Annotated in this window: 18 protein-coding genes, 1 pseudogene and 1 riboswitch; of the genes and pseudogenes, 14 read left to right on the top strand and 5 right to left on the bottom strand. The window is 54.5% G+C overall.

The genetic code is table 11. The features are described from left to right. The first annotated feature begins 78 nt into the window (after positions 1-78). From NYE92_RS00490 to NYE92_RS00480, 3 genes are all read left to right on the top strand, one after another. Positions 79-642 (top strand): peroxiredoxin, encoded by a 564-nt coding sequence (locus NYE92_RS00490; protein ID WP_014333199.1) that lies wholly within the window; start codon positions 79-81, stop codon positions 640-642. A gap of 23 nt (positions 643-665) precedes the next feature. Continuing rightward, on the top strand, positions 666-1,901 hold the full coding sequence (locus tag NYE92_RS00485) for a protein-disulfide reductase DsbD (RefSeq protein WP_013027917.1): 1,236 nt from the start codon (positions 666-668) through the stop codon (positions 1,899-1,901). A gap of 176 nt (positions 1,902-2,077) precedes the next feature. Beyond that, complete coding sequence (locus NYE92_RS00480) at positions 2,078-2,770, top strand: aspartate/glutamate racemase (RefSeq protein WP_014604652.1); 693 nt, start codon at positions 2,078-2,080, stop codon at positions 2,768-2,770. A 35-nt stretch (positions 2,771-2,805) separates the two neighbouring features. Here NYE92_RS00480 and NYE92_RS00475 read toward each other — a convergent pair whose 3' ends face one another. Further along, positions 2,806-3,162, bottom strand: a complete 357-nt coding sequence (locus NYE92_RS00475; RefSeq protein WP_013027915.1) for a cupin domain-containing protein — start codon at positions 3,160-3,162, stop codon at positions 2,806-2,808. Between the two features lie 533 nt (positions 3,163-3,695). On the opposite strand from NYE92_RS00475, the gene NYE92_RS00470 reads away from it, so the two are divergent. Continuing rightward, complete coding sequence (locus tag NYE92_RS00470; protein WP_116584843.1) at positions 3,696-3,959, top strand: hypothetical protein; 264 nt, start codon at positions 3,696-3,698, stop codon at positions 3,957-3,959. Positions 3,960-4,296: 337 nt separating this feature from the next. Further along, on the top strand, positions 4,297-4,530 hold the full coding sequence (locus NYE92_RS00465) for a hypothetical protein (RefSeq protein ID WP_029569653.1): 234 nt from the start codon (positions 4,297-4,299) through the stop codon (positions 4,528-4,530). A 122-nt stretch (positions 4,531-4,652) separates the two neighbouring features. Here the strand turns inward: NYE92_RS00465 and NYE92_RS00460 are convergent, their stop codons facing one another. Further along, the gene (locus NYE92_RS00460; RefSeq protein ID WP_013027911.1) at positions 4,653-5,312 is read right to left on the bottom strand and encodes a DUF1345 domain-containing protein; all 660 of its coding nucleotides are present in this window, start codon (positions 5,310-5,312) and stop codon (positions 4,653-4,655) included. Positions 5,313-5,901: 589 nt separating this feature from the next. Next, positions 5,902-6,000: riboswitch (guanidine-I (ykkC/yxkD leader) on the top strand. 55 nt (positions 6,001-6,055) lie between these two features. Here NYE92_RS00460 and NYE92_RS00455 point away from each other — a divergent pair. From NYE92_RS00455 to uca, 6 genes are all read left to right on the top strand, one after another. Beyond that, positions 6,056-7,114, top strand: a complete 1,059-nt coding sequence (locus NYE92_RS00455) for a putative urea ABC transporter substrate-binding protein (protein ID WP_014598306.1) — start codon at positions 6,056-6,058, stop codon at positions 7,112-7,114. A gap of 24 nt (positions 7,115-7,138) precedes the next feature. Further along, positions 7,139-7,954 carry an ABC transporter permease gene (locus NYE92_RS00450; RefSeq protein ID WP_013027909.1) on the top strand — a complete coding sequence of 272 codons (816 nt, stop codon included), beginning with the start codon at positions 7,139-7,141 and terminating at the stop codon, positions 7,952-7,954. Next, positions 7,951-8,733 carry an ABC transporter ATP-binding protein gene (locus tag NYE92_RS00445; RefSeq protein WP_041457892.1) on the top strand — a complete coding sequence of 261 codons (783 nt, stop codon included), beginning with the start codon at positions 7,951-7,953 and terminating at the stop codon, positions 8,731-8,733. The genes NYE92_RS00450 and NYE92_RS00445 overlap by 4 nt, the downstream gene beginning before the upstream one ends. Continuing rightward, on the top strand, positions 8,730-9,458 hold the full coding sequence (locus NYE92_RS00440; RefSeq protein WP_013027907.1) for an urea amidolyase associated protein UAAP1: 729 nt from the start codon (positions 8,730-8,732) through the stop codon (positions 9,456-9,458). The genes NYE92_RS00445 and NYE92_RS00440 overlap by 4 nt, the downstream gene beginning before the upstream one ends. Positions 9,459-9,468: 10 nt before the next feature. Further along, positions 9,469-10,104: an urea amidolyase associated protein UAAP2 gene (locus NYE92_RS00435; RefSeq protein ID WP_014333187.1), complete on the top strand. Its 636-nt coding sequence runs from the start codon at positions 9,469-9,471 to the stop codon at positions 10,102-10,104. Positions 10,105-10,215: 111 nt separating this feature from the next. Then, positions 10,216-13,821, top strand: coding sequence for an urea carboxylase (gene uca / locus NYE92_RS00430; RefSeq protein WP_259018330.1), 3,606 nt, complete (start codon positions 10,216-10,218; stop codon positions 13,819-13,821). A 168-nt stretch (positions 13,822-13,989) separates the two neighbouring features. Here uca and NYE92_RS00425 read toward each other — a convergent pair whose 3' ends face one another. Continuing rightward, on the bottom strand, positions 13,990-15,135 hold the full coding sequence (locus tag NYE92_RS00425) for a lactonase family protein (RefSeq protein WP_116584841.1): 1,146 nt from the start codon (positions 15,133-15,135) through the stop codon (positions 13,990-13,992). Between the two features lie 367 nt (positions 15,136-15,502). Between NYE92_RS00425 and NYE92_RS00420 the strand changes: the two are divergent. Continuing rightward, positions 15,503-15,649 (top strand): annotated as a pseudogene (locus NYE92_RS00420) (hypothetical protein); the annotation flags it as partial. A 322-nt stretch (positions 15,650-15,971) separates the two neighbouring features. Here the strand turns inward: NYE92_RS00420 and NYE92_RS00415 are convergent. Beyond that, complete coding sequence (locus tag NYE92_RS00415) at positions 15,972-17,636, bottom strand: methyl-accepting chemotaxis protein (protein ID WP_014333172.1); 1,665 nt, start codon at positions 17,634-17,636, stop codon at positions 15,972-15,974. A 281-nt stretch (positions 17,637-17,917) separates the two neighbouring features. Then, positions 17,918-18,853, bottom strand: coding sequence for a flagellin (locus NYE92_RS00410; RefSeq protein ID WP_013027894.1), 936 nt, complete (start codon positions 18,851-18,853; stop codon positions 17,918-17,920). A gap of 616 nt (positions 18,854-19,469) precedes the next feature. On the opposite strand from NYE92_RS00410, the gene NYE92_RS00405 reads away from it, so the two are divergent. Together NYE92_RS00405 and NYE92_RS00400 are read left to right on the top strand one after the other, a co-directional pair. Further along, a complete protein-coding gene (locus NYE92_RS00405) occupies positions 19,470-21,014 on the top strand; it encodes a methyl-accepting chemotaxis protein (RefSeq protein ID WP_014333169.1) in 1,545 nt (514 codons plus the stop codon). After that, the gene (locus tag NYE92_RS00400) at positions 21,007-21,336 is read left to right on the top strand and encodes a hypothetical protein (protein WP_024472083.1); all 330 of its coding nucleotides are present in this window, start codon (positions 21,007-21,009) and stop codon (positions 21,334-21,336) included. The genes NYE92_RS00405 and NYE92_RS00400 overlap by 8 nt, the downstream gene beginning before the upstream one ends. The last annotated feature ends 496 nt before the right edge of the window (positions 21,337-21,832 follow it).

Below are 21,832 nucleotides of genomic sequence, written 5' to 3'. Positions count from 1 at the left end.
CTTTTTCATTTTTAGTGAATGAACCTAGTATTAACGTGCAAGGGGCACTTATGCCTGCTTGTTGACGGAGAAAAGAGAATGCGTATCAAGAATCACCTGAAAATGCTGACGGCTGCATCATTACTGGCACTGAGCCTTCCAATGACCTCCGCGTTCGCGGCACTGCCGGTGGGTGCAAAGGCGCCGGATTTCAAACTGGAAGCCGCACTGGCAGGTAAAGAAACCACCTTCTCTTTACAGCAGGCACTGCAAAAAGGCCCGGTCGTTCTATATTTTTTCCCGGCGGCGTTTAGTGCAGGCTGTACCTTAGAGGCGCATGCCTTTGCAGAAGCGACAGATGACTTTAAAAAAGAGGGCGCAACGGTAATCGGCGTCACCGCAGGTAATACTGACCAGATTGAGAAATTTTCTAAACTTGAATGCCGCGATAAATTCACCGTTGCTGCCGATCCGGGCGCAAAAGTGGCTGCAGAATACAAAAGTACGATGGAGATGAAAGGTAAAACGCTTTCCGATCGTACGTCTTATGTTATTGCACCGGATGGCAAAATCCTGCTGAGTTATACGGATAAAAATCCAGAATCACACATTCAGAAAACGCTGGATGCCGTGAAAAAATACCGCCAGGCCAACCCGGCTTAATTCCCGATCTGGACAGATAAATCATGTTGACTGCTATCGCCGCCGCTTTTCTGGGCGGCATCATACTTAATCTCATGCCCTGTGTGTTCCCGGTCATTTCGCTCAAGGCATTGAGTCTGATACGGCATCACGCCAGGCCCGCACAGGCTCGTGCAGAAGGGCTCGCTTTTCTGGCTGGCGTAGTGGTCACCATGATGTTACTGGTTGGTCTGCTGTTGCTGGCGAGATTCGGTGGGTCATCAGTGGGCTGGGGTTTTCAACTGCAGTCACCGCTGGTGATTGCGTTGCTGGTTCTGGTGATGCTGGCATCCGCACTTAATCTGTTTGGCCTGTTCGAGGTGGGATTATCACTTCAGCGGGCCGGCGAAGTCGGGGGCGAGCGGGGGGGATTGACCGGGTCCGCGTTAACGGGGGCGCTGGCGATTGTTGTTGCTACCCCGTGTAGCGCGCCCTTTATGGCCAGCGCCATAGGTTATGCGCTTGTACAGCCCCCCGTTATCAGCTTTATTATCTTTCTTTCTCTGGCGTTGGGCTTTGCTGCGCCTTTCACCTTGATTTCCTTTTTCCCTGTCGTTGCCCGAATACTGCCGTCGCCGGGTGCCTGGATGATCACCCTAAAACATGGCCTGGCGTTTCCGATGCTGGGTGCGGCGGGTTGGTTAATCTGGGTGCTGGAACGGCAGGCTGGCTCGACGGCGCTGGCAGCGATACTGACCTGTTGCCTGCTGCTGGGTTTTGCCGCCTGGCTGTATGGCCTGGCTCAGAAGCGGCAGATGATGGGAAGGCGGCACTGGGCTCTGCACATCGCCACAGCTGTTGTAATTATCCTGTTGGTACCACCGTTATTTACGCTGAAAACCTCGACGGCAGCCCCTGATTCTTCGGATGTTGTGGCAGCGGCTGCGGTGGCATGGTCTCCCCAAAATGTGGACGCTATAAAAGGCCAGGGTAAACCGGTTCTGGTGAATTTTACCGCCTCCTGGTGCATTACCTGTCAGGTTAATGAACGTACCTCGCTGTCAACCCAGGCAGTAAAGACGGCTATGGCGCGCACCAACACCATTTATATGATTGCTGACTCAACAAAGTACAATCCTGACGTTGAGCAGGCACTCAGTGATTTTGGCCGTGGCGGTTTGCCGCTGTATGTGGTTTATCCTGCTGACGGCGGAAAACCCGTTGTCCTGCCTCAGGTGTTAACGCCGGGCATCGTCATCACGGCATTACAGCAGGCGAGTGAAAAAGGCAATAAAACGTGATGGTAGATCCCTGCCGGGCATTGGATTTCCGCTGCCCGGCGGCGGCCAGAACTCGGCGGTAACGGGTTAGCGCAACGCCTGAAAACACGCGGCTAACCCGTCATAATTCTTTCAGGCAACGCGCAGTTTTATTATCCTCGACAGGCTTTGGCAGTGATGTATTTCAAAGGAGAGTGATGAAAACAATCGGCCTTATAGGCGGCATGAGCTGGGAATCAACGCTTCCTTACTATCGGTTGATCAATGAGGGAATCAGAAGCAAATTAGGCGGTTTACACTCGGCAAAGCTGCTTCTGCACAGCGTGGATTTTCATGAAATTGAAGCCTGCCAGCGCAGTGGCGACTGGGATCGGGCTGGTGAACTACTGGCTGAGGCGGCCGTGGGTCTGGCGGGTGCCGGTGCAGACGCAATCGTCTTATGTACCAACACGATGCACAAGGTTGCCGGGGCGATTGAATCTCGCTGTCATTTGCCTTTTTTACATATCGCGGATGCGACGGGCAGGGCGATAACGAGCAAAGGCATGACCCGAGTAGCCTTGCTGGGCACGCGTTATACCATGGAGCAGGACTTCTATCTGGGCCGCCTGAATAAACAATTCTCAATTGCTACCCTGGTACCACCTGCAGAACAGCGTAACGTCATCAACCAAATCATTTTTGATGAACTCTGCATGGGGAAATTTACGGAAGGCTCCCGCCAGTTTTATCTTGAGGTGATACAGGAACTGGCTTCACAAGGTGCAGAAGGAGTCATATTTGGCTGCACGGAAATTGGTTTGCTGGTTTCAGAAGCACAAAGCGCGCTACCGGTATTCGATACAACGCGCATTCATGCGAACGATGCCGTCGATTTTATGCTGTCCTGATTCATCCTCAGTGGGATGAATCAGTGATCGAACTTTTACAGGGTGTCGAAAATCACATAAAGCTTGCGCATGGTGGTCTCCATGACCCATGTCCCTTCTGTATTCGCTTCAAAGAACAAGGTATCGCCAGGTTTGAAATGCTGTGGTGCTTCGCCATCCGCTGTGAAGGAACCCGTTCCTGACAGGAAATGCATCATCTCTGCTTGCTTAACGCCGCGACGATAACTGCCCGCCGTACATTCAAAAATGCCCATATCTGTATTCTCATGACCGGGGATCACCGTCTGCAGCCCGGCCAGTGCAATCTCGGGCGATCCCGGAAGGCCCTCAACGGTCCCCCATGATTCCAGCGTCTTGATTGAAGCGGGTTGATCAAGTTTTTGTACTTTCATTTCATGCTTCCTGAGCAGTCGTTAACGATGCAGCGTGGTCTGAATTGATACGTCAGCGTATACAAAAACAGAAAAACAAAGCGCGTCTTAAACGCTTCGGCATGAAAGTTATGCGCAGAATACATTGCCCTAAAAGCATGAAATTTCTGGCCGCAGCCTGCACAGGTTTTTGAGTATGGTGCTATCGATGCCAGGTTTAGACAGTTTGAGAGAAAGTGCAGCCAGTTACCACTCATCCGCTCGTCATTGGTTAATGCTCTGCTCAGTCAGGATCTGAAAAATGTGTAAGTAAGGGGGGATGTTGCAATATCAACGAGCAGAATGAGGTAAATAAGATAATGATTTTAATCTTTATTATTTCCCTACGCCTGGAGTTCTCTGCATCAGGCTGGCAAGGGTTAATCTGATTTATCAGGTCCGTATTAAAATGGAAATATAAAGATTCTATTTTCACACTGCTGAGTTTGAATACAGCACAGAGCAGAACGGCTAACCGTTCTGTCCTTCCTGGCGTAATCTCTAAAGGGCAAGTTATGAAAATGTTATCCGTAAAAGTGGCACTGCAAACAACGGCGTTCACCATCGCGACCTTGATTACCTTTCAGAATGCGGCACTGGCTGTATCTGTACATGAACAACAGTCAGCTTCTACGCTGCCAAAGAACAATGCGGGCAGTGCGGGGAACATCAAACTTGCTGCTCATCAAAAGCCTTCAGGCGGTTTGCGCATTAATCCTGCCTGTGATGACACCGGCGAACCTTGCCCACACGATGAAACTCAGGATGATATGTCCTGAACCTGCTCGGTTTTACATCCTGAACTGATTGTTTAGCCTTTTAATTATGCTCAACCCCCTCAAAGAACTGCACCTCAAAAGCTGGACGTCTTACTGAGTAAGGTGCAGTTTTTTATATTCTCTTACATCTCCTTCCCGTCGTTATCGATAAGCGTTAAGGACTGAATATTGTGCTAAAAAGCGCCTGTTATGATATCGCTATCACTCCCGGAACGTTAAATGCTTAACGGCGGGTAAACGGTTTCAAGATTTACTGACTTCGGCCAGCAGAAGCGACCTGATTAACTATGCTCAGTAGACATTAATGCGTATTCGCTATTTATCAGGGAGTCATTCGATGAAAAAATTGTCAGTTGTTCTTGTTACCGCGGGTCTGCTCATGGCGATGAGTTCACAAGCTGAAGCCAAAGGCTGTCTAAAGGGCGCGGCCGTGGGCGGCGTGGCAGGGCATGTTAAACATCACGGTGTCGCTGGGGCCGCAGCAGGCTGCGCTGTTGGACATCATATGGCCAAAAAGAAACAGAAAGAAGCGGCCAGTCAACAGCAAGGGCAACAGCAGCAGGGCGGTTAATTTTTCTCGCAGTCTCTGCACCCTCTCAAAGAGGGTGCAGCTTCCCGTCGCACAGGCTTTAAGCGGTAAATTCCCGTAACAGTCAATGCGCTTCTCTGCTGGCTATCGTCGCAGGCAGACTCTCAACTTAACAAACTGGCTGCCACATTCACGGACAGTCCCAGAATCGCCAGATTAAAAATAAAAGAGATAACCGACTGCAACAAGGCGATCTTGCGCATTTCTGTCGTGCCCGTCGCCACATCCGCCGTCTGGGATGCCACCGCGATGGTGAAAGAGAAGTAGAGAAAATCCCAGTAACCCGGATGCGTCGGTTTCTCCGGAAAGATCATCGGCGTGATACTGTTGCTGCGAAGCAGGTAATGCTGATGGGCATAATGCATGGCAAATGCGCTGGGTAGTAAGGCCCATGAGGCGATGAGCGTCATGGCAGTCAAAAGCAGATGCAGGGCCCGCGACGAGCCCGTCAGGCTTTTTAACGTGGGAAGCTCGCTCATGATGGCCACCATACTGATCATACAGGCCACGATGACCAGCCCCAGCACCAGCGCGGCACTTTGATCCTGCATCTGGGCGATTCGTTTAATCTCATCTGGCGCGGTACGCAACATGCGAAACCAGATAAACCACAGATAGAGCCATGCCAGCACGTTCCAACTGATTAACAGTCTCTGCATTTGCCCCAGATGCTCAGGCAGTAAAACATAGCAGACGAGACCTGCCACCACAGAGATCAGCAGGCGCAACCGGGCAAACAGATTTGAGCGAAGGGAAGAGGACATGGTTATGTTTTTGCTGGTTACTGAGTCAGTTAACTGTAGTGCAGGCCGGATGACCCTGCTGCAAAAAACGCGCGACGTTTATGGTGGGTTAAAGAACCGGCAGAACGCGAAGCCAGTCTCTGTGTAGCACGCCACTGCCATACCCGCGTGCGGGCATCTAAAGCAGTAATGGAGGGTCAACAAACGAGAAGTGCGGATGGTCACCGTTAAAAGCGTGTACGTTCCCTTAAGCTACAAGGATGGCTATCGCGTAATAGTGGCTCCCCTTTGGCCGCGCGACATCTACAGGATTAAAGCACCTCGCGCCGTCAGCGGTATTGCGTCAGGCGTTATACCGTTACGCCTCGTCAGGATGGACACTACCGCTGCAACGTCGCCCAGAAACCGCGCTGATGCTTATGATGTAAGGACTGCACAGCATATTTCGTGTTCCAGTCGGCACTGATTGTGTGCAATGCCCCTCGGTCACTCATCATTCTGGTGCTTCGTCACCAGGAATAATGCTAAATCACTGATTTTTATTGTCATTAATTCTGGCACGTCAATTGCAAAAACCTGATCGGTAAGCAGCGCAACACATAATCTGAATTAAATAGCTGGCTAGGGTTCCGGTTCACGCAGGTGAATGTCTGGTCCGAGAGCTGGCGACCTCTGAGAGGTTACACGGCGGGACAAAAGCCCGGGAGACAGCAGCACCGTCAGGTGTCGCGCTGCTCCTTTTTTGTGCCAACCAGAGGTTAACCATGAAAACAACGCCGTTCATCCGCACGCTTTTGCTGTCACTCACCTTGCTGATCAGCTTTTCTTCCTTCGCCACGGTTAAAAAAGAGTTCAACATCTGCTGGACGATCTATGCGGGCTGGATGCCTTGGGGCACCATCAGCAATGAAAAAATTATTGATAAATGGGCCAGCAAATACGGCATCAAAATCAATATTGTTCAACTCAACGACTACATCGAATCCATCAACCAGTACACGGCAGGGCAGTTTGACGGCTGCACCATGACCAACATGGATGCGCTGACTATCCCGGCGGCAGGTGGGGTAGATTCGACAGCACTCATTACCGGCAGCTATTCCGATGGCAACGACGGCGTCGTGCTAAAAGGGGTGAATAAAAAACTCAGCGATCTGAAAGGTATGTCGGTTTATCTGCCCGAACTCTCGGTATCGCACTATCTCCTGGTTCGCGGGCTGGAAAAAGCCGGACTGCAGGAAAAAGATGTGAAAGTGGTTAATACCTCCGATGCGGATATCGTCTCGGCCTTTGGCACCAGCAATGTGCGGGCAGCGGTAGCCTGGAACCCGCAGTTGTCCGTCATCAAAAAGACGCCACAAACCACCGAAGTGTTTAGCTCCACCCAAGTGCCCGGCGAACTCATCGACATGATGGTCGTGAACACCCAAACGCTGAAAGATAACCCCGCCCTCGGCAAAGCGCTGACCGGTGCGTGGTTTGAAATGATGGCAAAAATGCAGGCGGGTGATAAACAAGCGCTGAGTGCAATGGCGGCAGATTCCGGTACCGACCTCGCGGGCTATCAGGCTCAGCTTAAAACAACGCATCTGTTCTGGACGCCTGCTGAGACATTGGCCTTTATTTCTTCGCCTGATCTGCCAAAGACCATGCAACGCGTGGCGAACTTCTCGTTTGACAAAGGTCTGCTGGGTCAGGGCGCACAGAGCGCTGATTTTATCGGCATGACATTCCCGGGCAACGTCACCGTTGGCGATAGGGCTAACAGCAAACTGCGCTTTGACGACAGCTATCTTAAGCTGGCCGCTGCGGGCAAGTTGTAACCACTGACCACGGGAGTTCATGTCATGCGCTACATCAACCGCTATCCCCGCCAGGGCATGCGCCTGACGCTAATGCTGCTGCCCTTCGTGCTGATCATCGCCGCCTGGTTTATCGGATCAGCGGTGCGGCTGGAGGCCAATCCGCAGGACAAACTGCTGCCCGGACTGTCGCAGATGATTGAGGCGATTGATCGGATGGCCTTCACGCCAGATAAGCGCAGTGGTGAATACCTGCTGTGGGCCGATACGTTTATCAGCCTGAGCCGTCTGCTCATGGGGCTGGCGCTCTCCTCGCTGATTGGTCTGTGCCTCGGCATTGCCGCGGGCGTTTTTCCGATGTCCCGCGCCGCACTGTCACCCCTGATGACGGTTGTCTCAATGGTGCCGCCGCTGGCGATTCTGCCCGTGCTGTTTATTGTTTTCGGCCTGGATGAGCTGTCGAAGGTCATGCTCATCGTCATTGGCATTACGCCGATGCTGGCACGCGATCTTGAACAGCGGGCACGGGAAATTCCGGCGGAACTGTTAATCAAAGCGCAAACCCTGGGAGCCAATAGCTGGACGGTCGTGCTGCGGGTCGTGCTGCCGCAGCTGTTATCACGGCTTATCACCTCGGTACGGCTGCTTCTGGGATCGGCCTGGCTGTTTTTAATTTCCTCCGAAGCGATTTCGGCGACCGCCGGGCTGGGCTATCGCATTTTCCTGGTGCGTCGCTACATGGCGATGGATGTGATTATCCCCTATGTCATCTGGATCACGCTGCTGGCCTGGCTGATGGATCTGGGCCTGCGCAAGCTGCACAACGCCTGTTTCCCATGGGCGGAAGGAGGCCGGGAATGAGTTTTATCAGTATCAACAATATCTGGCAGGAGTACGGCGACCACGTGGTGCTGGAACGCATCAATTTGCAGGTTAAGGCGGGCGAGTTCTGCTCTATGGTCGGTGCATCGGGCTGCGGGAAGTCGACGTTTTTGCGCCTGCTGCTGGGTCAGGAAAAACCCACCCGGGGAGAGATCACCCTGGATGGTAAGGCACTGGCGACAGAACCCAACCGCAGCCGCGGCGTCGTGTTTCAACGCTATTCCGTGTTTCCCCATCTCAATGTACTGGATAACGTCGCGATAGGGCTTGAACTGCCTGCTTCGCCCTTGTCGGGTCGCCTGTTCGGCGCCCGAAAACGCGCGGCCCGGCAGCAGGCACGACAGATGCTGGACAAAGTGGGGCTGGGAAATGCGCTGGATAAATATCCGGCACAGCTCTCCGGCGGAATGCAGCAAAGGCTGGCAATTGCCCAGGCTTTTATCATGCAACCGCGAGTGCTGTTGTTGGATGAGCCCTTTGGCGCACTGGATCCCGGTATCCGCAAAGACATGCACGCGCTGCTGCTTCAACTGTGGAGTGAAACCCGAATGACGGTCTTTATGGTCACCCACGATCTTACCGAAGGCTTCAACCTGGGTACGCGGCTACTGGTATTTGACAAAGTCCGCCACGATCCCCAGGCCCCTCATGCCTGGGGGGCGCGTATCACCTATGACATTCCGCTGAATGAGGCGCGAATGGCACAGCTGATGACAGACAGTAAAGACAACGTTTATGCATTAAGGAGACAGCAATGACGGCACGTTTTCACTCAGCGCCCAGCCTGCGCGAAGAGCGGCTTCCCGGCGGGGCGCACACCTCATTCATTCTGCGCAAAGGGCACATCCTGCGCCTGACCGATATTGATGGCGGCGCGAACGTCAGCATGATGATGCTCAATCCGCATGAGAAAAGTGAACGCCTTAATCTACCGGATACGCTGAAGGGCCAGCATACGGCCCGGCTCACTACCGGCCACTGTTTTTATTCCGATATGGGCCGCGTACTCGCCGGGATCGTGGCGGACAGTTGTGGCTGGCACGACCCGTTTGGTGGCGTACTTAACGCGGCGGAAACGCGCGAAAAATATGGCGCAGGGCGCTATCAGGAGCTGCGGAATGGGTTTTACCGCAATGGAGTCGATAATCTGCTGGTCGAGATGGGCAAATGGGATTTGGGTCTTGAAGATCTGCTCATGGTCGTTAACTTCTTTAGCAAAGTCACCGTCGATGAAGATGGCCGCTTCCGCTTCGATACCGAACATAGCCGCGCAGGGGATGTTGTTGAGCTGTTTGCCCCAATGGACGTGCTGATCGTCCTGACCGCGCTCCCCCATCCAATGGATCCTGCCCCTGACTATGCACCGCGTCCCATCCAGCTGAGCTGGTATCAGGCCGATGACGCACAGGCTACCACCGAAGCGCTGTTCATCCGCGATGAAAATCAGCGCGCAATACATAACACCCAACTTTTTGCCCTGTAAGGAGTCAGCGATGATGATTATTTCCAGCGACCGCCGCCCAGAGGATGCGGTTTACCGTCATGTGATTCCGGCGGGCGAACCCTGGCTGTTTGAGGTCAAACAAGGGCAAACATTGCGTCTGCTCGACCTGGAAGGGAATCAGGCGATCGATACGCTGTTCTACAACGCAGATAATCCGCGCGAGCGTTACGATCCCCAGCGTACGCTGCGCCGTCAGGGTAATGCTTACCTGACCACCGGCAGCGTACTTTACTCGAATATGGGCAATCCGCTGCTGACTATTGTCGCCGATACCTGTGGCCGCCACGATACGTTGGGCGGTGCCTGCGCGCAGGAAAGTAACACCGTACGTTATGCTCACGACAAGCGCTATATGCACAGCTGCCGGGATAATTTTCTTTGTGCCTGCCTGCATGACGGTCGCCTGCATAAACGCGATATCGGCGCCAATATCAACTTTTTTATGAACGTTCCCGTCACGCCGCAGGGTGGACTGACCTTTGAAGACGGTATTTCCGCCGCCGGCAAATATGTTGAACTGCGCGCCGAGTGTAATGCGGTGGTCTTAATCTCAAACTGTCCGCAGCTGAATAACCCCTGTAACGGCTGGAATCCCACGCCCGCCGAGGTATTGGTATGGAACTGAGCCTGGTGCGACTGAACAATACGCACGCCTGAAAAGGAGAAGCCCCGGGGACGGCCCCAGGGGACATGTCGACTTTCTGCGGGACGACCCGCTTTCCTGAGAGTTCCGCTTATGTTTGATACCTTACTGATTGCTAACCGCGGTGCGATCGCCTGCCGCATCTTGCGCACCCTGCGCGCCATGCAGGTCAAGGGGGTGGCTGTCTATGCCGAGGCCGATCTGGGCAGCCTGCATATTCGTGATGCCGATGAAGCGTTGTCCCTTGGCGACGGCCCGGCGGCACAAACGTATCTGGCCGCTGAAAAAATTATTGCCGCAGCGCAGCAAAGCGGTGCACAGGCGATTCACCCGGGCTACGGTTTTCTCTCTGAAAACGCCGGGTTCGCTGAGGCCTGCGAGGCCGCAGGGCTGATTTTTGTTGGCCCAACGCCACAGCAGTTGCGGACTTTTGGTCTGAAGCACACGGCCCGTGCTCTGGCGAAAGCTGAAGGTGTGCCCTTGCTGGAAGGCAGCGAATTACTGGCCGATGCCGCCGAAGCCTGCCGCGTCGCCGAGACCGTTGGTTATCCGGTGATGCTGAAAAGTACGGCGGGTGGCGGCGGGATTGGCATGCGCGTTTGTCGCGATTCGCATGAACTGACGGAAGCGTTTGATACCGTGCAGCGGCTGGGGCAGAACAACTTTAGTGATGCCGGCGTGTTTCTTGAGAACTATATCGAACGCGCACGTCATCTTGAGGTGCAGATCTTTGGTGACGGGCAAGGAGACGTTATCGCGCTGGGCGTGCGTGACTGCTCGGTGCAGCGGCGTAACCAGAAGGTCATCGAAGAAACACCTGCCCCCAATTTGCCTGAAGGCATGGCACAGGCGCTCTGCGAGGCGGCAGTTGCGCTGGGTAAAGCAGTGAACTATCGCAGCGCGGGCACCGTGGAGTTTGTCTATGACAGCCTGAACCAACAATTTTACTTCCTGGAGGTCAACACTCGCCTTCAGGTCGAGCATGGCGTAACAGAACAGGTCTGGGGCGTTGACCTGGTGAAATGGATGATTGAACTGGCTGCGGACACCTTGCCGCCCCTGCGCGAGCTGGCTGCCGGGCTTGCGCCACAAGGCCATGCTATCCAGGCACGCATTTATGCGGAAGATCCGGGACGGCAGTTTCAGCCTTCACCGGGCCTGCTGACAGACGTTGCCTTTCCCGACCAACAGGATGCTCGCCTGCGCATTGATCACTGGATTGAAGCCGGTTGCGAAGTGCCGCCCTTTTTTGATCCGCTGCTGGCGAAAACGATCGCCTGGCGGCCCAGCCGCCCGGAGGCCATTGCCACACTGGCGCAGGCGCTGGCAGAAACGCGTTTATACGGTGTTGAAACCAACCGCCTCTATCTGCAGCAAATTTTAGCGTTTGCGCCCTTTGTTCAGGGAGAACCCTGGACCCGTTGTCTGGAACAGCTGAGCTATCAGGCAGCGACGGTTGAGGTGCTAGGCGCCGGTACGCAAACCAGCGTGCAGGATTATCCGGGCCGTCTGGGCTACTGGGCGGTCGGCGTACCGCCATCGGGGCCGATGGACGACCGCGCCCTGCGTTCAGGCAATCGGCTGCTGGGCAATGACGAGGGGGAAGCCGCACTGGAAATGACCCTCACCGGACCCACTCTGAAATTCAATACCGCCATCCAGGCCGTCATCTGCGGTGCACCACTGAGCGCTACCCTGGATGGCCAGCCCGTGCCGATGGATTGTGTTTTTACCCTTTCCGCCGGGGCGACGTTAAAGCTGGGTGCTGTGAGTGGGGCGGGCGTGCGAAGCTATCTCTGCCTGAGCGGCGGCATTCAGGTGCCAACGTATTTAGGCAGTAAAAGCACCTTTACGCTTGGCCAGTTTGGCGGCCACGCCGGACGCGCACTGCGTAGCGGCGATGTGCTGCACCTGGCCCCACAGACAGCAACGGAAGCTGGCGCGGCACTTTCTGAGGCATTGCGCACGGATCTCCCGCAGATCCGCACCCTACGGGTAATTTATGGTCCACACGGTGCGCCGGAGTTCTTCGCGCCGGACTATATCGCCACTTTTTTTGCCACGGAATGGGAAGTGCATTTTAACTCCAGCCGCACGGGCGTCCGCCTGATTGGGCCCAAGCCCATCTGGAGCCGAGACAGCGGGGGCGAAGCCGGACTGCATCCGTCAAACATTCACGACAATCCGTACGCGGTAGGTGCGGTTGATTTTACCGGCGATATGCCGGTGATTCTGGGCCCGGATGGACCCAGCCTCGGGGGATTCGTTTGTCCGGTCACAGTCATCGAAGCCGATCTCTGGCAGTTAGGGCAGTTGAAAGCCGGTGATAAAGTGCGCTTTACCTCGGTGGATTTAACCACCGCGCGCCAGTTGGCTAAAGCGCGAGGCCAGGAGCTGGCAACGCTCTGTGGCCAGGCGACAGCCTGGCAACCTGCGCCGCTGACCTCGCCGATCGTGATGACCTGCGGTGAGGCCGATAAGCGCCTGGTCGCGCGACTTTCTGGCGATACGCATCTGCTACTCGAAGCCGGGGAGCCGGAGCTGGATCTGGTTCTGCGTTTTCGCATTCATGCCCTGATGCAGGCGCTGGAAGCGCATGCAAAAGACGGGGTGATTGATATCACGCCCGGGATTCGTTCGTTGCAGATCCATTTTCAGCCTGAAATCCTCACCCATGACGCGCTGCTGGACTGGGTACGCGGCGAGTGGCTCAGGGTTTGCCTGAGTGATGATCTGCAGGTGCCAACTCGCGTAGTACATCTGCCGCTTTCCTGGGACGATCCCGCCTGTCGCCAGGCGATTGAAAAGTACATGACGACGGTACGCCCTGATGCACCGTGGTGCCCCAGTAACCTTGAATTCATTCGCCGCATTAACGATCTGCCTGACGAACAGGCGGTCTGGGAGACGGTGTTTGAGGCCAGCTATCTGGTTATGGGGCTGGGCGATGTCTATCTGGGGGCACCGGTTGCGACACCGCTGGATCCGCGCCATCGCCTGGTCACCACAAAATACAACCCGGCGCGCACCTGGACGGCAGAGAACTCGGTGGGTATCGGCGGCGCTTACCTCTGCGTTTACGGCATGGAAGGACCTGGCGGCTATCAGTTTGTGGGGCGCACGCTTCAGATGTGGAATCGCTATCGAGAGGTTGCTGATTTTGCGGGGAAACCCTGGCTGCTGCGCTTCTTTGATCAACTGCGGTTCTACCCTGTATCCGCCGAGGAACTGGTGCAAATCCGCCGCGATTTCCCGCTGGGGCGTTATCCGCTGCGCATTGAGCCCAGTACGCTGCGGTTGAGTGATTATCAGCAGTTTCTCGCTCATGAGGCGCAAAGCATCGCGGCGTTTCGTGACCACCAGCAACAGGCGTTCAATGCGGAACGCGATCGCTGGATCGCCAGTGGTCAGGCCCATTTCGACAGCCAGGAGAACGTGGCAGAAGAGGGCGGTGATGCACCGCTACAGCAGGGCGAGCAGGGTGTCGAAAGCCCGGTTTCCGGCAACCTTTGGCAAGTGCAAACCACGGTGGGAAGTCGGGTTCAGGCGGGGGATGTTCTGGTGGTGCTGGAATCCATGAAAATGGAGATTCCGTTGCTGGCACCCTGCGATGGGATCATCCAGCAGGTTAACGTACAGCCAGGCAGTGCCGTGCGCGCCGGACAGCGGGTTGCGGTGATTGTGGAGGATAACACTTGATTTTGCGTTGGCACTGGCAGCGATAATCGCTGGGCCTGAGTGCTTATCGATCATGCCCGTTAGTGATCTTGAACGGGCAGGTGCGCGAGACTGACCTTCTCGTGCACCTGCACGCTGCGTCGGTAACACGCACCACAGCGTGACGTGCATGTTATCTGCATCAATGTTTCAGGGAACAATAACCATCTGTGAAGGCGCGCCTACGGCAACATAGTTCCCGGTAAAGCTGATGGCACCACTCGCTTTCTCCACCCTGAAGCTGGTGATGTTATCGCTACGCTGATTCATCACGTAAATCATGCTGCCATCAGGGGATAATGTCAGCGTTCGGGGGTAATCCCCGCGCGTCCACACATCATCTTTATGTGTCAGTGTGCCGTTAGCATTGACCTCAAAGTGCGCAATGCTGTCATGCAGACGGTTGGCGACGTAAAGATTTTTCCCGCCCTTATCAATGACTAACCCGGCTGCAAAACTGGTGCCTTTATAACCGGAAGGCAGCGTAGAAACCGTGGCCTTTTCCTGCAAAGCACCGCTTTGCGGATTAATGAGGTAATGTGTGAGCGTGGAGGCTTCTTCATTCACTAACCAGAGCGCATGACCCTCAGCGCTAAAAACGAAATGGCGGGGGCCTGCACCGGCAGACGAGGCGTTTATCCATGCGGGTTTGCCGGGCGTCAGCGTACCGTCTTTATTCAGGTGGTATTGGTAAATGCGGTCCAGCCCCAAATCCGTCGAGTAAACAAACTGGCCCGTGGGATCGCTGGCGACCATATGTGCATGCGGACCATTGTGATCGCTGATGGCAAAGCTGCCGTCTACCGCTGCGGCCGGTTTGCCTGCGCCAGCCGGGCCGCTGTCCTGATGATGATCGACAGCCTCACTCAGCTTGCCTTCTGGCGTCACCGCAAACACTGTAATACTGCCGCTGACATAATTTGCGACCAACAGGTAACGCTGATCGGGTGTCAGGGACAGGTACACCGGTCCTTTGCCTTGCGTGTCGACCTGATTTAATGCCGTGAGCGAACCGTCCGTACCAATCTGATAAGCGGTGATGCTACCTTTCTCGGTCTCACTCGCCACATAAAGATGTTTACCATCCGCTGACGCCACCATCTGTGCCTGGTTGGGCAGTTGACTCACCAATGTTTTTCCCGACAGTTCACCCTGCGCATTGACGATAAATCGATAAACCCCTTCGCCATTGGGATTATAGGTTCCCACATACGCGTAAGATGCCTGAGCCATCAGCGGCACAATGGCCGAAGCACTTGCAACGGCGGCTAGCGCCAGAATCGTTTTATTCATCATTTTTCCCTACTCGTCAGTGTGGTTAATTTTTACGGTCGCCTGAACATCCGGGCAATGAATACTTAGTAAGCAAAAGGGCAGAGCGTCGCGTTTCAGTAATACGTTCTTTCTTCACGTCGAAACGGTTGCCAGAAAAGGGAGATGAGCGGTATTCGTTTGCTGTTAGTCGTGTCGCTTTTTGAAATGTCAGAAACGGCCCCTCGTGGCACGAAGCCTTACGTTGATGCTGTTCGTTTTCTGATGCGTCCGTTAAGCGTTGTGTCAGCTATGTTAAACCAGAGTCTGGACAAATTATCAGCAATGTCTGGCCGGATACAGAGAGTATTTTTCCAGTACTAAACGGAAATGTTTTGGCAGGGGGAGAGAGATGTCACAGGAGAGGCAAGTACTCCAACTACCCGTTAGCCAGTTGGCATGGATAAGTAATGTCTACATCCTGGGCCTGATGTTGGTCATACCGCTTAGCAGCTGGCTGGCAAGACGTATGGGGGCCAAACGTCTGTTCATGCTCTCAGCACTCCGAATCCTAAGCCGTTATCAGTTGCGTCCTCAGCCGGGAAACCCTGGAAAAAGGACGATAATGCGGACATCTCAATATAGCCAGAGGCGGACATCTGAATTTAGCCGTTACATTAAAGTGCGCATAATACTAATTATGTTAAATAATACATCCCGCCACGTACCCGGTTACGAACCGGGACCTCACCTTCGTCCCCTCTGGACCTGAAGCCCGTTAATCACCAGGCGCGCTACGTGAAAACTGGCGCACAGAACCCCTGCGGGTTATACAGAATTCACGTAGCGTTGCCTGCTTACCCCCTCACATCGGGGCATGCTCAGAATGTTGTCCAGTTTTCTTCCAGCGTTGTCTCTTTTGATCGCATGGAATTGTCATGCGTCGTCGGGGATGCGGTAACCGTTACGGGCGCAACAAGTGCTGTTTTAACGGCGGAGGATGAATGATCTGAAAGTGTAAAAACGGATACAGACTGCATTAGCAGATCGGCCTGTTCACGCAGGCTTGCTGCCGCAGAGGCAGACTCTTCCACAAGTGAAGCATTCTGCTGCGTGACGTCATCTATTTCTGTCACCGCTATGCTGACCTGTTCAATGCCGCGCGCCTGTTCAGCAGTAGCGGCGGTAATTTCCTCTACCCTGTCAGTGAGTTGGCCCACCGAAGAAACAACGGCAGACATCGTGCCAGCAGATCGCGCTACCAGCGTTGAGCCTTCACTGACGCGCTGAGCGTTGGCCTCAATGAGCTGACGAATCTCACCCGCAGCAGTCGCACTGCGCTGCGCCAGTGAACGAACTTCACCAGCGACAACGGCAAAGCCGCGACCCTGCTCACCCGCGCGGGCAGCTTCGACGGCGGCATTGAGCGCCAGAATGTTGGTCTGGAAAGCGATGCTGTCTATCACTGAAGTGATATCCGCAATGCGCCCTGAACTTTCGCCTATGCCCTTCATGGTATCGGTGATATCTGAAGTGATGTCATTACCCTGCCGGGCAATCTCACGTACCGTAACGGCCAGCGTGGCGGCCTGGCTGGCATTATCTGCGTTATTCCTGACCGTGACACCCAGTTCACCCATCGTGGCAGCGGTCTGTTCCAGCGCGCTGGCTTGTTCTTCAGTGCGCTGTGACAGATCGGTGTTTCCCTGAGCTATCTGAAGGCTTGCTGCGGCAACGCTTTCCGCATTCGCCCGAACGGCACTCACGGTTTGCACCAGGGAATGCTGCATGCCACGAATAGCTTCAAGCAGTTTCCCGGTTTCGTCTCGTCCGCTCACCGGCACCTCTGCAGTGAGATCACCTTCAGCAACCCTTACCGCCGCTTCAAGTGCGATATTGACGGGCCTGACGATACTGCGGGTAATAAACCAGGCGAGCGTTGCTGCCAGTACAATGGCAGCCAGGCTGAGTGAAACGAGTAACGTTACGGCGTTGCGCTGCTCTGACGCGGCTTTAGCTCCCGCGGTCTTCATCTGCTCCCCCTGGAAGTTGGCGAGGTCCGTGATGGCCGTTGTGTATTCATCCTGAGCCTGATAAGCCGGCCCGGTGAGTAGTTGCGTCACCTCATCCCGCTTGCCTTCCATACCCAGTTTTACCGCCTGCTCAGAATAAGATAGATACTGTTTCCCTGCTTTTTTCATGACGTCAATCAGCTCGCGACTTCTGGGAGCGTGCAGTATGTGATCGACTTTGTTGAAAGCCGTTTCAAGCCGGGTGCGGGCCTGCTCATAATTTTGTTTCAGTCTTTCTTTTTGCGCCGGATCGTCGACAAGCGCGATGCTGCGAACCATACGACTCATATCAGTAACGTAAAAGCGAAGATTACTGGCAGCGGTAGCCTTGTCAAAACGATCGCCGGCCAGTTTATCCACGGTGTCGCCCAGTGAGTCGATACGCATTAAACCGGCCAGGGTAATAACGATGAGAAGAAGCAGGATAAAGCCAAATCCGGCACCGAGACGGACGCCGATTTTAATATTGTTCATTATCTTTCCTCGGTTAACACTCGAAAATGAAACAGTAAAGAAAACGGCTTCGTGCCGGGAGCCGATAATACGGGCGTTTGGCAAGATGGTGTTCTTAAATCAGTCCATAGCCCTGCTTAAGCATCTTGATGGCGTGTTCAGAGTGCTACTCCGCCCCACATCCCATGTTCAACCTGACATTTCCACCGCGACGAGAATCAGGGTTTTGCCCGCTTCTGGTTACAGAGCGGGACGAAATCGTGAGGAACTGCATCAGACAGCATCCAGTTCCTCAGCGTTTATTAGCGGAGCAGTGACAGCATGGTCTGTGGCACCTGGTTGGCCTGGGCCAGTACAGAAGAGCCCGCCTGCTGCAGGATCTGCGCGCGGGACATGTTCGACACTTCCGTCGCGTAATCCGCATCCTGAATACGGCTGCGGGCCGCGGTCAGGTTTGTCACGGTATTGTTCAGGTTGCTGATGGTGGACTCGAAACGGTTTTGCGAGGCACCCAGCAGGCTGCGCTGGTTATCGACCGCTTTGATGGCTTTATCAATGTCGGCCAGCGGCGTGGTACCTGACGCTGTGCCGCCTGAACCGCCGGTGACAGCCCCTTTCAGCACGTCGAAGCCGATGGCTGACGTGGTGCGGGCATTGCCGTTGACCGTCTGGCCTGTCGTAGAACTGGTATTCTGAGTGGTGCCTGTAGAAGCATTGCCCGCTGCAGCCAGGTCAAAACCGTCGCTTGAGCTCAGCGCAATACCAATAGTTTCGCCGTCTTTTGCGCCCACCTGGAAATTGTAGGTGGTGCTGCCGGAGCCGGTGTTCAGCACTTTAATACCGTTGAAATCAGTCTGTTTCGTAACGCGGTCGATTTCCTGCATGCGCTGGTTAACTTCAGCCTGAATCGAGTCGACATCCGAGGCTGAGTTAGAGCTGTTCTGCGCCTGAACGGTCAGGTCACGAACTCGCTGCAGATTATTGTTAATTTCAGTCAGCGCGCCCTCGGCGGTCTGCGACAGCGAAATACCGTCGTTGGCATTGCGGGCGGCAACGGTCATCCCGTTGATGTTGGAGGTGAAACGGTTAGCGATGGCCTCACCGGCTGCATCATCTTTTGCGCTGTTGATGCGCAGACCGGAAGACAGGCGCTCAATCGCCGTGCCTAGTGAAGACTGTGACTTTGTCAGGTTATTCTGCGTAACCAGTGACAGCGTATTTGTGTTGATAACGGCCATGTTGACTCCCTGTAGTCAAAGCGTGCAAATCACGCCCTAACGTTATCGTCACGATAGTTGCTTTCTTTAATTGTGACGCAGGTCGATCATTTATCACTGGAATCAATTTGACATACTAACGACGTGTCATGTTGACCATGCAACAGGCCTCTTTTTACTGACCACCTGTCAATCAGCCCAGATGGACTGCGCCTCCTAAAAAGGGGCATTCATTTCACGTCAAGCCGGGATTGTCTGGTCACGGACTCAGGTAAGTCGAGTAATGGCACGGATAATCGCGGCTTTTCGATCGGGGAGAGATGTTTGTTGGAAAAGGATGTTGAGTCTCTTAATCAACTTTTTTTGCGTGACGGATTTCTCATCATAAGGGTTTTCTGAAGGCAATCCCATCAGTGGGGCAGGACGTGACTGAGATGACAGATTCCGACGTCAGGCAAAGCCGTTGCGCAGGCAATTGAAGTACGCAGAAACAATTTTTTTCAGATTATTCTCAGTAATGTTGGAGCGAAATAAGCACTAAATGCAAAAACCCATCTAGGATTAATCTGGTCGGACTGCTCTTGACGTCCGGCAAAGATTAACCAACACCAGAACGCCCTATATAACGAGAAAAGACATGAAAATATCGACTCGCCTTGCTGCAGGTTTCGGCCTGCTTATCTTCCTGTTCATCATCTGCACCGGTACTGCGCTGAATGCGCTCTATAAAGCCCGGGAAGGAATGGACAGGATCGTAAACATCAAAATGAAAAAGTACCAAATTGCGCAGGACATGCTCGGTGAACTGAGAGAGATGTCCATAGACGTCAGAACGCTTGGGCTGCTGAGCGATCCTGTGGCAATGAAACCCGTAGCAGAGCGCATGCAGAAAACTCAGGCGCAATATAGCGCTAACCGCCAGGCTCTTGGTGACTTGCTGAAGATCGATTCTCTTCCGGCAGGACGGAACGCTTTCAAGAGACTGACCGATACAGAGGCCTCTTTTTTTGCCATTTTTGCAAAGGCCAGTCAGCTTGGCCTGGCCAATCGCGATAAAGACTTCTTTGAGTGTCTGACAAAAGAGGTCCAGCCCGTGCAGGATAAAATGCTCAGCGATTTGCAGGTTGTGACAGGGATACAGCAGAAGACAAGCTTTGCTGAGGTGAAGGAGAACAGCACTTCAACTTCACGCTCATCTCTCATCCTGATCCTTCTGGCCGGTGCATCCATTTTCATCAGTGTCGGGGCCTGTGTATTGGTTGTCCGTGTACTAATGCGCCAGCTGGGCGGTGAGCCTGCCCAGGCGCAGGCACTGGCCGCCACCATTGCGGCCGGCGACCTCACATCGCCGGTCGTGCTTCGCCGCAACGACACGACCAGCCTGCTGGCGTCGCTTGACAGCATGCAGGCCAACCTGCGCGGCCTGGTGTCGCAGATTAAAGAGACCTCTGCCTCTGTGGCCCTCGCCTCGGACGAAATCGCGCAGGGTAATACTGAACTGTCATCCCGCACCGAACAGCAGGCGGCTGCGCTGCAGGAAACGGCCGCCAGCATGGAGCAGCTGACCGCCACGGTGAAGAGCAACGCGGCCAGTGCGCAGCAGACAGCAGAGTCCGCCCGTGGGACCGCGCAGCTGGCTCACGCAGGCGGGTCGGACGTACAGCGCATGTCAGCGACCATGCAGGACATCTCAGCGAGTGCCGCAAAAGTCCGCGACATCACGTCAGTGATTGAGAGCATCGCGTTCCAGACTAACATCCTGGCACTGAACGCCGCGGTGGAAGCGGCCCGCGCAGGTGAAGAGGGCCGCGGATTTGCCGTGGTAGCCGGAGAGGTGCGTACGCTGGCACAGCGCAGCGCGACGGCCGCAAAGGACATCAAGACGCTGATTGAGCAGGCCGTCGATCAGATTGAAAGCGGCGTCGGCGTAGCTTCATCGACCGGACAGAGTATCCAGAAGGTGGTCGGCCTGGTCGGTGAGCTCGCTGAGGCGATGGATAACATCTCCCTGGCGTCCGCAGAGCAGATGCAGGGCATTTCGCAGGTGAGTGTTGCCGTGAGTCAGATGGACGGCGTGACGCAGAACAACGCGGCGCTGGTCGAGGAGTCATCCTCGGCTTCGCAGTCACTGTCTGAGCAGGCGCATGCGCTGAGAGGTATGGTGGAAACGTTCCGTGTCTGATGAAAACCAGCCCACTTACGAGGAAAGACTGATTAAGGCCGTCAGGCTAATGAAAGCGGATGTTGACGCGATTTACACGCAACTGAGGGATGGAACCTATGCTGACCCGGACACCTTTATCAATAACTGGACACATCTGATGGACCGGGTAAAAAATATGAAGCCGGTCCTCAGCAAGCCCGGCGTCATGGAGACGCTGATGCGTATGGATGTCCGGCTCACGGCAGAGTTGCTGGCCATAACTTACTCTGTGCAGATAATAGAGAATTTTATAAGATGCCTGGAGCACCAGGCCAGAGAGAATGGCAGCAAGCCCCGATAAACTCTCCCTGCAGCTGAAATACGTCTTTCACAGAATATTGGTTAACGTTACTCCGTTGTGATGTGTCTGTTGTCAGAAATATTTTCGTCGCCTCCGTGCTGGCCCGTCGCGTTCATGCTGACGGGCCTTTTTTTGTCCGACGACTGATGCCGGGTAAATGCATCATCCGGAAGCTGCACGGTTATCCTTCTCCGGACACGCTTTCCCCGTACCTGACGGGCCTCACGCACACGCGGCCATCCTTTCGGTCTGGTAGCGTGTCTTCAAAGAGAATGTCAGGAAAGTTTCTGTTTGAGCCTGTCGTTGACCGAATATAACCGGATTCAGACAGGGAACCGACAATGCTAAAGGCGCTTGTGACAGGAAAATTAAGTCTGGCGAAAACATTCTGGGGATGGGGGTTCGGCGGAACCGCGCTGATTGTGGCCATCAGCAAGGCGGGTGTATCTGCACGGTAACGTCATCAATCCGCTATTTGCGCCTCATGCGCTTTCTT

This window comes from Pantoea sp. B566 (assembly GCF_024793925.1).
GTDB classification, from domain to species: Bacteria; Pseudomonadota; Gammaproteobacteria; order Enterobacterales; family Enterobacteriaceae; genus Pantoea; species Pantoea ananatis.
This window is presented reverse-complemented; position numbering and strand designations above follow the sequence as displayed.

What these genes read in the sequence shown, in the direction of transcription:
- NYE92_RS00450 (WP_013027909.1), top strand. Translation starts at nt 7,139, where the DNA reads ATGCGCTACATCAACCGCTATCCCCGCCAGGGCATGCGCCTGACGCTA.
- uca (WP_259018330.1), top strand. Translation starts at nt 10,216, where the DNA reads ATGTTTGATACCTTACTGATTGCTAACCGCGGTGCGATCGCCTGCCGC.
- NYE92_RS00470 (WP_116584843.1), top strand. Translation starts at nt 3,696, where the DNA reads ATGAAAATGTTATCCGTAAAAGTGGCACTGCAAACAACGGCGTTCACC.
- NYE92_RS00415 (WP_014333172.1), bottom strand. Translation starts at nt 17,636, where the DNA reads ATGAACAATATTAAAATCGGCGTCCGTCTCGGTGCCGGATTTGGCTTT.
- NYE92_RS00485 (WP_013027917.1), top strand. Translation starts at nt 666, where the DNA reads ATGTTGACTGCTATCGCCGCCGCTTTTCTGGGCGGCATCATACTTAAT.
- NYE92_RS00410 (WP_013027894.1), bottom strand. Translation starts at nt 18,853, where the DNA reads ATGGCCGTTATCAACACAAATACGCTGTCACTGGTTACGCAGAATAAC.
- NYE92_RS00405 (WP_014333169.1), top strand. Translation starts at nt 19,470, where the DNA reads ATGAAAATATCGACTCGCCTTGCTGCAGGTTTCGGCCTGCTTATCTTC.
- NYE92_RS00445 (WP_041457892.1), top strand. Translation starts at nt 7,951, where the DNA reads ATGAGTTTTATCAGTATCAACAATATCTGGCAGGAGTACGGCGACCAC.
- NYE92_RS00480 (WP_014604652.1), top strand. Translation starts at nt 2,078, where the DNA reads ATGAAAACAATCGGCCTTATAGGCGGCATGAGCTGGGAATCAACGCTT.
- NYE92_RS00455 (WP_014598306.1), top strand. Translation starts at nt 6,056, where the DNA reads ATGAAAACAACGCCGTTCATCCGCACGCTTTTGCTGTCACTCACCTTG.
- NYE92_RS00460 (WP_013027911.1), bottom strand. Translation starts at nt 5,312, where the DNA reads ATGTCCTCTTCCCTTCGCTCAAATCTGTTTGCCCGGTTGCGCCTGCTG.
- NYE92_RS00475 (WP_013027915.1), bottom strand. Translation starts at nt 3,162, where the DNA reads ATGAAAGTACAAAAACTTGATCAACCCGCTTCAATCAAGACGCTGGAA.
- NYE92_RS00425 (WP_116584841.1), bottom strand. Translation starts at nt 15,135, where the DNA reads ATGATGAATAAAACGATTCTGGCGCTAGCCGCCGTTGCAAGTGCTTCG.
- NYE92_RS00465 (WP_029569653.1), top strand. Translation starts at nt 4,297, where the DNA reads ATGAAAAAATTGTCAGTTGTTCTTGTTACCGCGGGTCTGCTCATGGCG.
- NYE92_RS00440 (WP_013027907.1), top strand. Translation starts at nt 8,730, where the DNA reads ATGACGGCACGTTTTCACTCAGCGCCCAGCCTGCGCGAAGAGCGGCTT.
- NYE92_RS00435 (WP_014333187.1), top strand. Translation starts at nt 9,469, where the DNA reads ATGATGATTATTTCCAGCGACCGCCGCCCAGAGGATGCGGTTTACCGT.
- NYE92_RS00490 (WP_014333199.1), top strand. Translation starts at nt 79, where the DNA reads ATGCGTATCAAGAATCACCTGAAAATGCTGACGGCTGCATCATTACTG.